Source organism: Rubrimonas sp. (genome assembly GCF_036788415.1).
GTDB lineage: Bacteria > Pseudomonadota > Alphaproteobacteria > Rhodobacterales > Rhodobacteraceae > Rubrimonas.
This window is the reverse complement of sequence record NZ_DAIQNN010000022.1, coordinates 11,324-24,780: the sequence shown is the minus strand read 5'-3', so window position 1 is coordinate 24,780 and position 13,457 is coordinate 11,324. Positions and strand designations below refer to the sequence as shown.

General features: G+C 72.3%; 13 protein-coding genes. 11 read left to right on the top strand and 2 right to left on the bottom strand.

Annotated elements, in window-relative coordinates; translation table 11 throughout:
• Nucleotides 1-48: 48 nt before the first annotated feature.
• From V7Q31_RS07815 to V7Q31_RS07795, 5 genes are read left to right on the top strand one after another with little or no spacing between them, the layout of a single operon-like run.
• The gene (locus V7Q31_RS07815) at nucleotides 49-1,686 is read left to right on the top strand and encodes an ABC transporter substrate-binding protein (RefSeq protein WP_333833135.1); all 1,638 of its coding nucleotides are present in this window, start codon (nucleotides 49-51) and stop codon (nucleotides 1,684-1,686) included.
• Complete coding sequence (locus V7Q31_RS07810; protein ID WP_333833134.1) at nucleotides 1,686-2,669, top strand: ABC transporter ATP-binding protein; 984 nt, start codon at nucleotides 1,686-1,688, stop codon at nucleotides 2,667-2,669. The genes V7Q31_RS07815 and V7Q31_RS07810 overlap by 1 nt, the downstream gene beginning before the upstream one ends.
• Nucleotides 2,666-3,667, top strand: coding sequence for an ABC transporter ATP-binding protein (locus tag V7Q31_RS07805; RefSeq protein ID WP_333833133.1), 1,002 nt, complete (start codon nucleotides 2,666-2,668; stop codon nucleotides 3,665-3,667). The genes V7Q31_RS07810 and V7Q31_RS07805 overlap by 4 nt, the downstream gene beginning before the upstream one ends.
• The gene (locus V7Q31_RS07800; protein WP_333833132.1) at nucleotides 3,667-4,599 is read left to right on the top strand and encodes an ABC transporter permease; all 933 of its coding nucleotides are present in this window, start codon (nucleotides 3,667-3,669) and stop codon (nucleotides 4,597-4,599) included. The genes V7Q31_RS07805 and V7Q31_RS07800 overlap by 1 nt, the downstream gene beginning before the upstream one ends.
• Nucleotides 4,600-4,602: 3 nt before the next feature.
• On the top strand, nucleotides 4,603-5,460 hold the full coding sequence (locus V7Q31_RS07795) for an ABC transporter permease (RefSeq protein WP_333833131.1): 858 nt from the start codon (nucleotides 4,603-4,605) through the stop codon (nucleotides 5,458-5,460).
• A gap of 24 nt (nucleotides 5,461-5,484) precedes the next feature.
• Here V7Q31_RS07795 and V7Q31_RS07790 read toward each other — a convergent pair whose 3' ends face one another.
• Both V7Q31_RS07790 and V7Q31_RS07785 read right to left on the bottom strand, forming a co-directional pair.
• Entirely contained in the window at nucleotides 5,485-6,312 is an 828-nt protein-coding gene (locus V7Q31_RS07790) for a sugar phosphate isomerase/epimerase family protein (RefSeq protein WP_333833130.1), read from the bottom strand.
• A gap of 93 nt (nucleotides 6,313-6,405) precedes the next feature.
• Nucleotides 6,406-7,320: a LysR substrate-binding domain-containing protein gene (locus tag V7Q31_RS07785; protein ID WP_333833129.1), complete on the bottom strand. Its 915-nt coding sequence runs from the start codon at nucleotides 7,318-7,320 to the stop codon at nucleotides 6,406-6,408.
• Nucleotides 7,321-7,437: 117 nt separating this feature from the next.
• Between V7Q31_RS07785 and V7Q31_RS07780 the strand changes: the two genes are divergently transcribed.
• The 6 genes from V7Q31_RS07780 to V7Q31_RS07755 form a co-directional block, all read left to right on the top strand.
• A complete protein-coding gene (locus V7Q31_RS07780; protein ID WP_333833128.1) occupies nucleotides 7,438-8,187 on the top strand; it encodes an HAD family hydrolase in 750 nt (249 codons plus the stop codon).
• Nucleotides 8,187-9,113 (top strand): ABC transporter permease, encoded by a 927-nt coding sequence (locus V7Q31_RS07775; RefSeq protein ID WP_333833127.1) that lies wholly within the window; start codon nucleotides 8,187-8,189, stop codon nucleotides 9,111-9,113. Before V7Q31_RS07780 ends, V7Q31_RS07775 begins: the two co-directional genes overlap by 1 nt.
• Nucleotides 9,114-9,123: 10 nt before the next feature.
• Nucleotides 9,124-9,996: an ABC transporter permease gene (locus V7Q31_RS07770; protein ID WP_333833126.1), complete on the top strand. Its 873-nt coding sequence runs from the start codon at nucleotides 9,124-9,126 to the stop codon at nucleotides 9,994-9,996.
• 100 nt (nucleotides 9,997-10,096) lie between these two features.
• Nucleotides 10,097-11,659 (top strand): ABC transporter substrate-binding protein, encoded by a 1,563-nt coding sequence (locus V7Q31_RS07765; protein WP_333833125.1) that lies wholly within the window; start codon nucleotides 10,097-10,099, stop codon nucleotides 11,657-11,659.
• Nucleotides 11,660-11,716: 57 nt separating this feature from the next.
• The gene (locus V7Q31_RS07760) at nucleotides 11,717-12,601 is read left to right on the top strand and encodes a metallophosphoesterase family protein (protein WP_333833124.1); all 885 of its coding nucleotides are present in this window, start codon (nucleotides 11,717-11,719) and stop codon (nucleotides 12,599-12,601) included.
• The coding region (locus V7Q31_RS07755) for an ABC transporter ATP-binding protein (protein WP_333833123.1) at nucleotides 12,598-13,457 on the top strand (860 nt) is incomplete at its 3' end. The genes V7Q31_RS07760 and V7Q31_RS07755, both read left to right, overlap by 4 nt.

Below are 13,457 nucleotides of genomic sequence, written 5' to 3'. Positions count from 1 at the left end.
TGGCGCGAAATCCTCGCGGCTGAACTTGGCGCAACTCTGGAGATGACCATGCCCGCGATCTCACGCCGCTCCACCCTTCGGCTCGGCGGGGCCGCCGCCGCCGCGTTCGCGCTTCCGCGCTTCGCCATCGGCCAGTCCGAAGACCGCCCCTCGATCACCATCGCCGTCCAGAAGATCGTGAACTCGAACGTGCTCGACGTGCTGCGCGAGCAGTCCAACGTCGGCGAGCGCGTGTTCTTCGGCCACATCTGGGAGCCGCTGATCGGGCGCAACCTGCGCGGCCAGCTCGAGCGCATCCCGATGCTGGCGACCGAATGGAAGCGCATCGACGACGCCACGGTCGAGGTGTCGCTGCGGCAGGGCGTCAAGTTCCACAACGGCGACGAGATGACCGCCGAGGACGTGGTGTTCACCTTCTCGCGCGAGCGCATGTTCGGCGCGACCGAGCCGAAGAACCGCACCACCATCCAGGCCTTCGAGCAGATCCCCCAGCCGCGCCCCGGCAAGGAGCTGCCGCCCGAAGTGCCCGCCGTCGCCCGCCGCGCCTGGCCCGACCTCGCCCGCGTCGAAGCGGTCGACAGATACACCGTGCGCTTCGTCAACGCGACGCCGGACGTGACGCTCGAAGGCCGCATCTCGCGCTACGGCTCCGACATCATGTCCCGCCGCGGCTGGGAGGACTCGGCGAGCTATCTCGACTGGGCGCGCAAGCCGGTCGCGACCGGCCCCTACATGGTCGCCGAGTTCACGCCCGACACGTCGCTGACCCTCGTCGCGCATGACGAATACTGGGGCGGCCGCCCGCCGCTCAAGCAGATCCGCTTCCTCGAAGTTCCGGAAGTCGCGAGCCGCATCAACGGGCTGCTGTCGGGCGAGTACCAGTTCGCCTGCGACATCCCCCCCGACCTGATCGCCGAGATCGAGTCGAACCCGGCCTTCGAAGTGCAGGGCGGCACGATCCTCAACCACCGCCTGACCGTGTTCGACAAGAACCACGCGCAGCTCGCCAACCCGCTGGTGCGCCGTGCGCTGACCCACTCCATCGACCGTCAGGCCATCGTCGACAGCCTGTGGGCGGGCCGCACCGTGATCCCCGCCGGGCTCCAGTGGCCCTATTACGACGACATGTTCATCGCCGACTGGACCGTGCCCGCCTACGACCCCGCAATCGCCATGTCGCTGCTCAAGGAGGCCGGCTACAAGGGCGACCCGATCCCCTATCGCCTGCTCAACAACTACTACACCAATCAGGTCGCGACGGCGCAGATCCTCGTCGAGATGTGGAAGGCCGTCGGCCTCAACGTCCAGATCGAAAGCAAGGAGAACTGGACCCAGATCATGGAGCGCGGCGACAATCGCGCCATCCGCGACTGGTCGAATTCGGCCCCGTTCAACGATCCGGTCTCGTCCATCGTCAACCAGCACGGCCCGAACGGCCAGCAGCAGCAGGTCGGCGAGTGGACCAACGCCGAGATGAACCAGCTCTCGGAGTTCCTCGAAACCTCGACCGACCGCGCCGCGCGCCGCAAGGCGTTCGCCCGCATGCTCGAGATCTGCGAGCGCGAGGACCCCGCCTATACGGTGCTGCACCAGAACGCGACCTTCACCGCCAAGCCGAAGTCGATCCGTTGGAGGGCTTCGCCCGCCTTCGCGATGGATTTCGGCCCCGGCGCCATCGCGCTGTGATGCCGGCGCCGCTGGTGGTCATCGAGGATCTCCGGGTCGCCTTCGACGGCGCCCCGGCCGTGCGCGGCGTGGACCTGACGATCCATCGCGGCGAGGCGGTCGGGCTCGTCGGCGAGAGCGGCTCGGGCAAGTCGGTGACATGGCTCGCGGCGCTCGGGCTTCTGCCCTCCAAGGCCGCCGTCGAGGGGCGCGCGCTCCTCGACGGCGAAGACCTGCTCGCCATGCCGATCCACCGTCTCGAAGGCGTCCGCGGCGGGCGCGCGGGGATGATCTTCCAGGACCCCGCCTCGGCGCTGAACCCGGTGCTCGCGATCCGCCGCCAGCTCGCCGAAGCGCTGGCGCTGCATCGCGGCCTGTCGGGCCGCGCCATCGAGGCGGAGGCGAAGCGGCTGCTCGACCTCGTCGGCATCCCCGACCCCGCGGGTCGCCTCTCCTGCTACCCCCACGAGATGTCGGGCGGTCAGAACCAGCGGGTGATGATCGCCATGGCGCTCGCCGGCGAGCCCGACCTGCTGATCGCCGACGAGCCCACCACCGCGCTCGACGTGACCATCCAGGCCCAGATTCTCGACCTGCTCACCCGCCTGCGCCGCGAGCGGAACATGGCGCTCGTTCTGATCTCGCACGATCTCGGCGTCGTGGCCGAGACCTGCGACCGGGTCGCGGTCATGTATGCGGGCCGCATCGTCGAGGAGGCGCCCGCCGCAGCGCTGTTCGCCGCGCCGCGCCACCCCTATGCGCGCGGCCTGCTCGACGCGCTGCCCGCGCTCGACGCGCCGCGCCGGCTCGTCGCGATCCCCGGCGTCGTGCCGACGCCGCGCGCGATGCCGTCGGGCTGCGCCTTCGCACCCCGCTGCGCCCACGCCGCCGCGCCCTGCGCCGAGGCGCCCCCGCCGCTGCGCGCCGTCGGCCCGCATCGCCGCGTCGCCTGCGCCCGCGCCGAGGCGCTCGCCGAGACCCTGTCCTACGCGATGGCCTCATGACCGCGCCGCTGCTCGCCCTCGATCAGGTCTCGCGCCGCTATGTCGGGCGCAAGGGGCTGTTCGGCCGACCGACGACCGTCCATGCCGTCGACGGCGCGTCGCTCGCGATCGACCGCGGCGAGACGCTCGGCATCGTCGGCGAAAGCGGTTCGGGCAAGTCCACCCTGGCCCGCCTCGCGCTCGGACTGGAGGCGCCCGACGCCGGACGGGTCGCCGTCGACGGCGCGCCGATGCCGGACGCCCGCGCCCCCGAATGGCGCGCGCTGCGCCGGCGCATGCAGATGGTGTTCCAGGATCCGCTCGGCGCGCTCGACCGCCGCCTGCCGGTCGCGACGCAGATCGCCGAGCCGCTCGCGATCCACGGGATCGGCGCGGCGGCGGAGCGCGCCGAGGCGGCGGAGCGCGCGCTTGCGACCGTCGGGCTCTCGCGCGAGCAGGGCGCGCGCCATCCGCACGAACTCTCCGGCGGCCAGCGTCAGCGGGTCGTCATCGCCCGTGCGCTCGCGACCGATCCCGAGCTGCTCGTCTGCGACGAACCCGTCTCGGCGCTCGACGTCTCGATCCAGGCCCAGGTGGTCAACCTTCTGATCGACCTGCAGGCCGAGCGCCGCCTCGCCATGCTGTTCATCAGCCACGACCTCCGCGTGATCCGCCAGATCAGCCGCCGCGTCGCGGTGATGTATCTCGGCCGGATCGTCGAGGAGGGGCCGGCCGAGGACGTGTTCCGCGACCCGCAGCACCCCTATGCGCAGGCCCTCGTCTCGGCCGCCCCGGCGCCGGGGAGGCGGAGCCGCCAGCGGGTGATCCTGACGGGCGACCCGCCGAACCCCGCCGCGCGGCCCTCGGGCTGCGCCTTCCATCCGCGCTGCCCGGTCGCGGTCGCGCGCTGCCGCGACGAGGCTCCGGCGCTGGTCGAGATCGCGCCGCGCCGCCGCGCCGCCTGCGGGCTCATCGCCGAAGCCCCCGCCCGCCCGCGCCCCGCCGAGGCCGCCGCCTGATGCTCCGCTATCTCCTCTCCCGCAGCGCCCGCGCGCTGCTGACCGTCGCGCTCGTGGTCACGTTCGCCTTCGTCGTGCTGCGGATGTCGGGCGATCCGGCCCTGCTGATCATGGGCCCCGAAGCGCCGCCCGAGGCCGTCGCCGCCTTCCGCGCCGCCTGGGGGCTCGATCAGCCGATCTGGGTGCAATATGTCAGCTACTTCACGGCGATCGCGCAGGGCGACCTCGGCGTGTCGTTCCGCGACGGCAGGCCCGCCATCGAACTCGTGGCCGAGCGCATCCCCGCCACGCTCGCGCTGACCCTCCCGGCGCTCCTGCTCAAGCTCGCGCTCGGCGTTCCGGCGGGCGTCTGGGCGGCGCTCCACCGGGACACCGCCTTCGACCGCGCCGTGATGGTGGTCGCGGTGATGGGCTTCGCGATCCCGTCCTTCGTGCTGGCGCTCGGCCTCGTGCTCGTCTTCTCGGTCAATCTCGGCTGGCTGCCCTCGGGCGGGCGCGACAGCTGGATGCACGCGATCCTGCCGGTGTTCACGCTGGGCCTCGGCGGCGCGGCGGCGCTCGCGCGCTTCACCCGCTCGGCGATGCTCGAGACGCTCGGCCAGCCCTATATCCGCACGGCCTCGGCCAAGGGCCTGCCCTGGGCGCGGGTGGTGCGCGGGCACGCGCTGCCGAACGCGGCCATCCCCACCGTGACGCTCGTGGGCTTTCTCGTCGGCTCGCTGATCGCCGGCGCGGTGGTGGTGGAGAGCGTGTTCTCCTGGCCGGGCGTCGGGCGCCTGCTCGTGGTCGCCGTCGCCAATCGCGACCTCGCCGTGGTGCAATGCATCCTGCTGCTGGTCGCGGCGACGATGGTGACCTCGAACCTGATCGTCGATTTCCTCTATGGCGTGCTCGACCCGCGGCTGCGGTCGGGCGCGCGCGCGGGACAGTGAGCCATGGCCGGGATCGCAGCCCCCGCCCCGCTCGACGCCCCCGCCCGCCGCCGCGTCCCGTGGTTCGTCGCCGCCGCGATGGCGTGGATCGGCCTCGTGCTCGTCGTCGCGATCCTCGCGGACCTGCTCGCGCCCTATCCCTACACCGCGCTCGACCTGCGCAACCGGTTGATCCCGCCCTTCACTGTGGCCGCCCACCCGCTCGGCGCCGACGAGCTTGGGCGCGACGTGCTCTCGCGCCTCGTCGTCTCGATCCGCATCTCGCTGCTGATCGCCTTCGGCGCGACCGCGATCTCCGCCGTCCTCGGCACGACCATGGGCTTTCTGGCGGCGCATTTCCGCGGCTGGGTCGAGCAGGCGGTGCTGATGCTGGCCGACTTCCAGGCCGCGATGCCGTTCCTGATCCTCGCCCTCGCCGTGCTCGCATTCTTCGGCAATTCGCTGCCGCTCCTCGTGGGGCTGATGGGTTTCTACGGCTGGGAGCGCTACGCCCGCATCTCCCGCGGCCTCGCGATCTCCGCGACGGCGCAAGGCTACGCCGCAGCCGTCCGCCAGCTCGGCGCGACGCCGCGCAGGGTCTATCTCGCGCACATCCTGCCCAACATCGCCTCGACGCTGATCGTCTCGATGACGCTGGTGTTTCCGGAGGTGATCCTGCTCGAATCGGGGCTCAGCTTCCTCGGGCTCGGGGTGCAGCCGCCGATGACGAGCCTCGGCAACATGGTCGGCTACGGGCGCGACTACATCACCCGCGCGCCCTGGATCATGCTCGCGCCTGCGACGGTGATCGTGCTGACCACCCTCGCCGTCTCGCTGGTCGGCGACTGGCTGCGCGACCGGCTCGACCCGACCCTGCGCTGAGGCGGGGCCGGGCCGCCCGCGGCGTCAGCGCGCCAGCCCCATCCCCTCCAGCGTCTTCGCGCCGGGAACGATGTCGGCCTTTTCGCGAAGTTCGAGGTTGAGGCGCGGGTCGGCGCCGATCCCGCGCAGCGCCGCGAAGACCGCGCGCCAGTTCACCGTGCCCATGCCCGGCGCCCAATGGCGGTCGGCGTAGCCGTCGGCGTCCTGCACATGGACATGCGCCAGCATCTCGCCCGCCAGCCGCACGAAATAGTCCACCGGCGGCGCGCCGGTCGAGACATGGGCGTAATGCGCATGACCGGTGTCGATCGAAAGCTTCACGGCGGGGCTGGAGAAGGACTGCGCGAGGCGCAGCCGGTCCATCGGGTCGCGATCCTCGATGTTCTCGAGCACGAAGACGATTCCGAGGCTCTCGGCGCGCTTCACGGCCGCGCCGATGCAGGCATGCGCGCAGTCGAGCATCGACTCGCGCCCGCCGAGCCCCATGTCGAGATTGTTGTGGTCCCAGGTCGTGTAGGGGCTGTGGATCACGATCTGGTCGGCGCCGAGTTCGGCCGCCGCGTCGAGCGCCTGATCCATGCGGCGGGCGACGAGCGCCTGCACGTCGACGTCGCGGCTGTCGATCGTGAAGCCCCAGAACGGGCCATGGATCCCGAGGCGCCCGGAATACGCGCCGAGCAGCGCCTTAGCCTCGGCGACGCGGGCGCGCCAGTCGCCGTTGAGCAGCGCCGCGTCGGTGAAGTCCTGGAGTTCGAGGTCGCGCCGGTCTGCGGCCAGCCAGTCGAGATGCTGGCGCAGCGCCGAAATCGGCATGCATGCGCCGAGCACCGGAAGCGCTTGGGAAGTCTGCACGGAAGAGTCCTTGGTCTGGAGGGTCGGCCGGCGGGACGCCCGCGGCTGGCGGAACGCTAGCCGAGCGTCGCCGCGCGCGGCGTGAAGATTTCGTCACCGTTGCGCGACGGGGCCCCGTCCGCGCGCGGCTTCAGTGTGGCGGGCGCGGAATCGCGCGATCTCGGCGAGGAAGGCCTGCACGACGGGGCGCGGCGGCTCGTCCAGACGGAAGGCGCTCTCCTCGTAGCGCCGCGCCATGCCGATCACGGAAACGTGGCGGATCATGTCGGTCCGCCCGGTGCCGTGGCGCCACATGAACCCCACCCCGAGCCCGTTCGCCACCGCCTCGCAGACCCCGTCGCGCGTGTCGAGCACCAGCACCGGCCGCGGCGCGAGGCCGGCGGCGCGGAAGGCGCGGTCGACCACGCGCTGCGTCGAGGAGCCGTCGCGGCGGAAGATCAGCCGATGGCGGGCCAGCTCGGCGCAGTCGACGTCGGCGCGCGCGGCGACCGGGTGGTCGGGATGGGCGATGGCGACGACCTCCTGCTCGATCAGCGTTTCGCGCGCGAATCGCCCGTCGCCCGGCACGTCCGGCAACACGCCGACATCGACCCGCCGGGTCAGCACGGCGCGGATGATCTGCTCGTGCGCGCCGAGTTCGACCTGCGCCTCGATGGAGGGATAGGCCTTCTGGAACTGGGCGATCAGCGCCATGCCCGGCATCGAATTGCCGAGCCCGATGCGGATCTCGCCGCCGTCGAGCGCCGACTGGCGGCGCAGCATCCGCTCCGCCTCGTCCTCCAGCCGCTCGATCCGCTCCGTCAGCGCGCACAGCTCGACGCAGAGCGGCGTCGGCTCGAGCCGCCCGCCGCGCCGGTCGAACAGCCGCACCCCGTAAGCGCGTTCGAGGTCGCGCACGTTCTGCGCGACCGCCGGCTGGCTGACGCCAAGGCGCCGCGCCGCGGCGGCGAAGGCCCCGGCGCATGCGACGGCGTTGACGGCGCGCAGCCGCGCGGAAGTGAGCGCCATGGCGAAATTCCCAATCCTTCATCCTGATGAACGAAAGCTTACCTTGCGAATGTAACAGCCGTGTCAAAGCGCACCCTCATTGTCCGGCGCATGGCACAGCGAGACGAGACGCGCGGGATGCGGGGCGGCGAGGCTGGCCGGGGCCGGCTGTTCCCCGGCGCAGCGGCGATTCTCGCCGATCTCGACGGCTGCCTCGTCAGCGGCGGCGCGGCGCTGCCGGGGGCGGCTGCCTTCGCCGCGGCGGCGGGTCCGCGGTTGTGGATCGTCTCCAACAACTCCTCCGACAGCGAAGCGACGCTCGCCGACCGCCTCGCGCGGCTCGACGTCGCGGTTCCGCCGGAGCGGATGGCGCTTGCCGGCGCGCAGACGCTGCGGCGGCTTGCGGCCGCGCGGCCCGGCGCGCGCGTGGCGCTGTTCGCCGCGCCCCCGCTGCACGGCCTCGCCGAAGCGCTCGGGCTGAGGCTCGACGCCGAGCGCGCCGACATCGCGATCCTCGCGCGCGATCCGGGCTTCGACCTCGCGGCGCTGACGCGGCTGCTGGCGCTGCTGCATCGCGGCGCGGCGCTCATCGCGACGAACACCGACCAGGCGCATCCCGGTCCCGGCGGCGCGCCGGCCCCCGAGACCGGCGCGCTTCTCGCCGCCGTGCGCGCCGCGCGGCCGGGCACGCGGGCGCGTTCGCTCGGCAAGCCCGCGCCCGATCTGCTGCGCCTCGCCATCGCCGGCGCGAACGCCGCGCCGGAGGCCTGCGTGTTCGTCGGCGACAACGCGGCGACGGACGGTCGCGCGGCGGCGGCGGCGGGCGTCGCCTTCATCCGCGTCGACCCTGCGTCGGGCACCGCGCCGCTGCTGACGGAGGCCGCGTGATGGCCGGCTATCTCGCGCGCACGCTGCTCAAGATGGCGCTGACGCTGTGGCTGATCGCGACCATCGTCTTCTTCGCCACGAGGATGTCCGGCGAGGCGGTCGACTTCATCGCGCCCGAAGGCATGGACGCCCAGTCGCGCCGCGAGATGATCGCCTATTTCGGCCTCGACGCACCGATGAGCACGCAGTACTGGCGCTTTCTGGTCGGCCTGAGCGAGGGCGAGTTCGGCCTGTCGCTGATCGAGCGGCGACCGGTCGCGACGATCTTTCTCGAGCGCGTCGGCCCTTCGCTGAGCCTGCTCGCCGGCGCTCTGGCCGTCACGCTCGCCGTCGCGATCCCGGCGGGCGTGTTCGCCGCCGTCCGGCGCGGGAGCGCCGCCTCGGGCGCCGTGATGACGCTCGCCTTCATCGGCTACGCCACGCCGAATTTCGTGCTGGCGACGCTGATGCTGCTGGTGTTCAGCTTCTGGCTCCAGCTGCTGCCCAGCGCCGGAAACGCGACCGCGCTGCACTACGTCATGCCGGTGACGGCGCTGTCAGCCTTCTATGTGGCGAGCCTCACCCGCTACACCCGCAACGCGATGCTCGACGTGCTCGGGCAGGATTATCTGCGCACCGCGCGCGCCAAGGGGCTGCCGGAGCGCACGGTGATCCTCAAGCACGCGCTGCGCAACACGCTGGTCACCGTGCTCTCGGTTCTGGGGCTGATGGTCTCGGGGCTCGCGGCGGCGGGAAATGTGGTGATCGAGACCGTGTTCTCGTGGCGCGGCGTCGGCGATCTGCTGGTGAGCGCGGCGCTGCGGCGGGACTATCCGGTGCTGCAATTCGGCGTGATGGCGGTGGCCTGCGCGGTCGTCGCGATCAACGCCCTCGTCGACATCGCCTACGCCGCGGTCGATCCGCGCGTGCGGCTGACGAAGCGCTGAGGAGGCGGAGATGGCCGACGCCGCCCTCGCCCCGGCCCCGCGCCTCTCGGCGCCGCCCCTGCCGCCGCTCGCCGTCGCGGCGATGGCGATCCTCGGGGCGCTGGCGCTCGCCGCGGCGCTGGCGCCGCTGATCGCGCCGTTCGACCCGCTGCATCAGGACCTGCTCGGCCGGCTGCGCCCGCCGGCGGGGTTCGAGCGCGCGCGGCCCGGCCACTGGCTCGGCACCGACGAGCTCGGCCGCGACATCCTCTCGCGCTGTCTGCACGCGCTGCGCATGACGCTCGGCCTCGCGCTCGCCGGCGCGCTGATCGGGCTTGCGATCGGCGGGACGCTCGGCCTCGTCGCGGGCCTCGCAGGCGGCCCGGTCGATGCGGCGGTGATGGCGCTGGTCGACATCCAGATCGCCGTTCCCTTCACCCTGATCGCGCTGCTGGCGGTGGCGATCTTCGGCGGCGAGCTGCATGTGCTGATCGCGGTGCTCGGCGTCGCCTATTGGGAGCAATACGCCCGCATCGTGCGCGGCGAGACGCTGAAGCTGCGCGAGACGCCCTTCGTCGAGGCCGCGCGCGCCGCCGGCGCCTCGTCCTGGCGGATCGCGACGCGGCACCTGCTGCCCAACCTCGTCTCGCCGCTGGTCGTGGCCTTCACGCTGGCCTTCTCCAACATCGTGCTGCTCGAAAGCACGCTGTCCTTCCTCGGCCTCGGGGTGCGCCCGCCGACCGCGACGCTGGGCGCGATGGTGGGCCAGGGCCGCGACTACATGCCGGGCGCGCCCTGGGTGGTGGCGGCGCCGGCGCTGCTGATCCTCCTGACCACGCTGACGGTGCAACTCGTGGGCGACGCGCTGCGCGACCGCGCCGACGTGCGGCTCAGGGGACGTTGAAGACGGGCGCCAGACCCGCCGGACCGGGGGACGGTCGAGACCGACGACGCATCGAGCGAGGGCCGATCCGCGCCTCTCGCGACATCATGAGGAGAAGGCCATGAGGACCTCACGCACCATCGCCGCCGCGCTGCTGGCGGCGACCGCCCTGTCCGGGGCCGCCGCGGCGCAGGAGATCACGATCGGCGCCGCCAACGTGTCGAGCTATCTCGACCCCGGCAAGGATCACTCCAATGTCGGCTCGCAGTTCTACTACAACAGCTTCGACACGCTGATCGACATGGACCACGCGCGGGTCGGCGGCGCGTTCGTCCCCGGCCTCGCGACGTCGTGGGAGATCGCGTCGCCGCAGATGATCGAGTTCACGCTGCGCGAGGGCGTGACCTTCCACAACGGCGACCCGATGACCGCCGAGGACGTCGCCTTCTCGCTCAACCGCATGTTCTCCCCGAGCTTCCCGCCTTACATGGTCCGCAAGCGCGACCGTCTGGGCAACTTCACCCGCGCCGAAGCCACGGCGGACGGCAAGGTGCGCGTGTTCACCGCCCGCCCCGAACCGCTGTTTGAGACGCTGCTCTCGATGCAGCAGGCGATGATCGTGCCGAAAGCCTATCTGATGGGCCTGACCGGCCACCCCGACGTCGACGAGGTGTCCGACTACGAGGCGTTCGGGCTCGCCCCCGTCGGCACCGGCCCCTACCGCGTCGCCGAGTTCATCCCCGGCGAGCGCGTCGTCTGGGAGCGCCATGAGGGCTTCTGGGGCGAGCGGGCGCCGCTCGCGAAGGCGACCGTGATCCGCATCTCCGAGACCGCCTCCCGCATCACCGCGCTGAAGTCCGGCGAGGCGGACCTGATCACCAACCTCGCCCCCGACCAGCTCGCGCTGATCGAGGCGGACCCGGCGCTGAAGGCCGCGGGCTCCGTCACGCCGCTGTTTCACGCGATGATCATGAACGTGAACCACCCGCAGATGCGCGACCCCCGCATCCGCCGCGCGCTGACGCTGGCCATCGACCGCGACACGCTCAACGAGGCGCTTTGGCTCGGCAAGGCCGTCGTGCCGCCCACCCACACCATGGCCGAGTTCGGCGCGCTGCATCAGCCCGACCTCGTCACCTTCCGCCACGAACCCGAGGAGGCGAAGCGCCTGCTGGCCGAGGCCGGCTATGACGGCTTCGAAGTGACCTACGACACCTCGGCGACCTACTACACCAATGGTTTGCTCGCCGCGCAGGCGATCCAGCAGATGTGGGCGGAAGTCGGCGTGAAGAGCCGCATCGACGTCGACGACAAGTGGACCGGAAACGACCCCGAGATGATGGCGCGCAACTGGTCGAACCCGATGTACTTCGCCGACCCGTTCGGCAGCTTCGGGGTGATGTGGGCGCCCAACGGGCCGTCGGAATCGGAAGGCCGGTTCAACACCGACGCCGACTACGCCGCGATCTGGGACCGCTTCCGCTTCGGCGAGACGGTGGAGGCCCGCCGCGAGGCCTATGCCGAGCTGATGAAATGGCACGAGGCCGACCCGGCCTATCTGATGCTCTACCAGCCCTATGAGAGCTGGGCGATGCGCGCCGACGTCGAATGGGCGCCGGCGCCGGGCCACATCCCCTATGTGCTCGACTTCCGCGCCGGCGCCATCGCGCTCGCCGGCAACTGAGCCTTGCGGCGAGGGCGGCGCCGCCGCCCTCGCTCCCCCCGCCCCGGAGCGCCGCCCATGTCCGTCCGCATCGCCATCGTCGCCGACATCCATCACGGCCGCCCCTCGGCCACCAAGCGCGGCGACCGCGCGCTGGCGCTGATGGAGTCCTTTGCGGCCTTCGCCGACGACGCCCGGCCCGACCTCGTCCTCGATCTCGGCGACCGCATCTCCGACGAGGACGCCGAGACCGACGCCCGCCTCGCCGCCGAGGCCGCCGACGCGTTCCGCGCCGTGACGGCGCCGCGGGCGCATCTCGACGGCAATCACGACCGCGATCATCTGAGCGCGGCGCAGAACGACGCGCTGCTCGGGCGCGAAGGCGGCTCCGAAACGCTCGACATCGGCGGCTGGCGGATCGCGCTTTGGCGCGCCGACCCGAAGATCCATCGCGGGAACGGGGCCGGGCGGCGCGGCTTCGCCCTGCCCGAACCCGACCTGCTGTGGCTGAGCCGCGTCGCGCAGGCGGCGGACCGACCGCTGCTGGTGGTCAGCCATGTCCCCGTCTCCGGTCACGCCCAGACGGGCAACTATTACTTCGAGCGCAATCCCTCCGCTTCGACCTATCCCGAGGCGGCGCGCGCCCGGGCGGCGCTGGCGCAGGCGCGGGTTCCGGTGCTGTGCCTCGCGGGCCATGTGCACTGGAACACGGTAACGACCGTCGACGGCATCGCCCATCTCACCCAGCAATCGCTGACCGAGAGCTTCACCACCGAAGGCGAGGCCGCCGGCGCCATGGGGCTGCTCGAACTCGGCGACGGCGTCGCGCGCTGGCGCGTCGAGGGGCTCGATCCGTTCGAGGCGACGCTGCGCCCGACCGCGCGCCGCTGGACCCCGCCGCTGCCGCCCTTCGACACAGTGCGCGGCCTGCGCCCGGAGACCGACCCGGAGGCTGCGGCATGAGCGCGCCGCTGCTGCAGGTGGAGGGCCTGCGGGTGGGCTTCGGCCCGGTCGAGGCGGTGCGGGGGCTCTCCTTCCATGTCGACCCCGGCGAGACGCTGGCGATCGTGGGCGAGTCGGGCTCGGGCAAGTCGGCCACCGCGCTCGCCGTCCTGCGGCTGATCGCGCGCGAGGGCGGGCGGATCGACGCCGGGCGCGTGCTGTGGCGCGGCGGCGCGGCGACGCGCGACCTCGCGGCGCTCCCCGAGGCCGAGATGCGCCGGGTGCGCGGCGCCGAGATCGCGATGATCTTCCAGGAGCCGATGACCTCGCTCAACCCGGTGCTCGCCATCGGCGACCAGCTCGCCGAGACGCTGCGCCTGCATCGCGGCCTCAGCCGCCGCGACGCGCTGGAGGAAAGCGCGCGCATGCTGGCGAAAGTCCGCATCGCCGACGCCGCGCGGCGCTTGCGGCAGCATCCGCACGAGCTGTCGGGGGGCCTGCGCCAGCGCGTGATGATCGCGATGGCGCTCTCCTGCCGCCCAAGGCTGCTCATCGCCGACGAGCCGACCACCGCGCTCGACGTCACCACCCAGCGCGAGATCCTCGGCCTGATCGCCGATCTGCGCGCCGAGACCGGCATGAGCGTGCTGTTCATCACCCATGACATGGGCGTCGTCGCCGAGATCGCCGACCGCGTGCTGGTGATGAAGGACGGCGCGGAAGTCGAGACCGCCGAGGTGCGCGCGCTCTTCGCGCAACCCAAGGCCGCCTATGCGCGGGCGCTGCTCGCCGCCGCCCCGCGCCGCGGCGAGGGCGGGCCGCCGCCCCCGCCGGCGGAGGCTTCCGGGCCCGCGCCCGACGCCGCGCCCGACGCCGC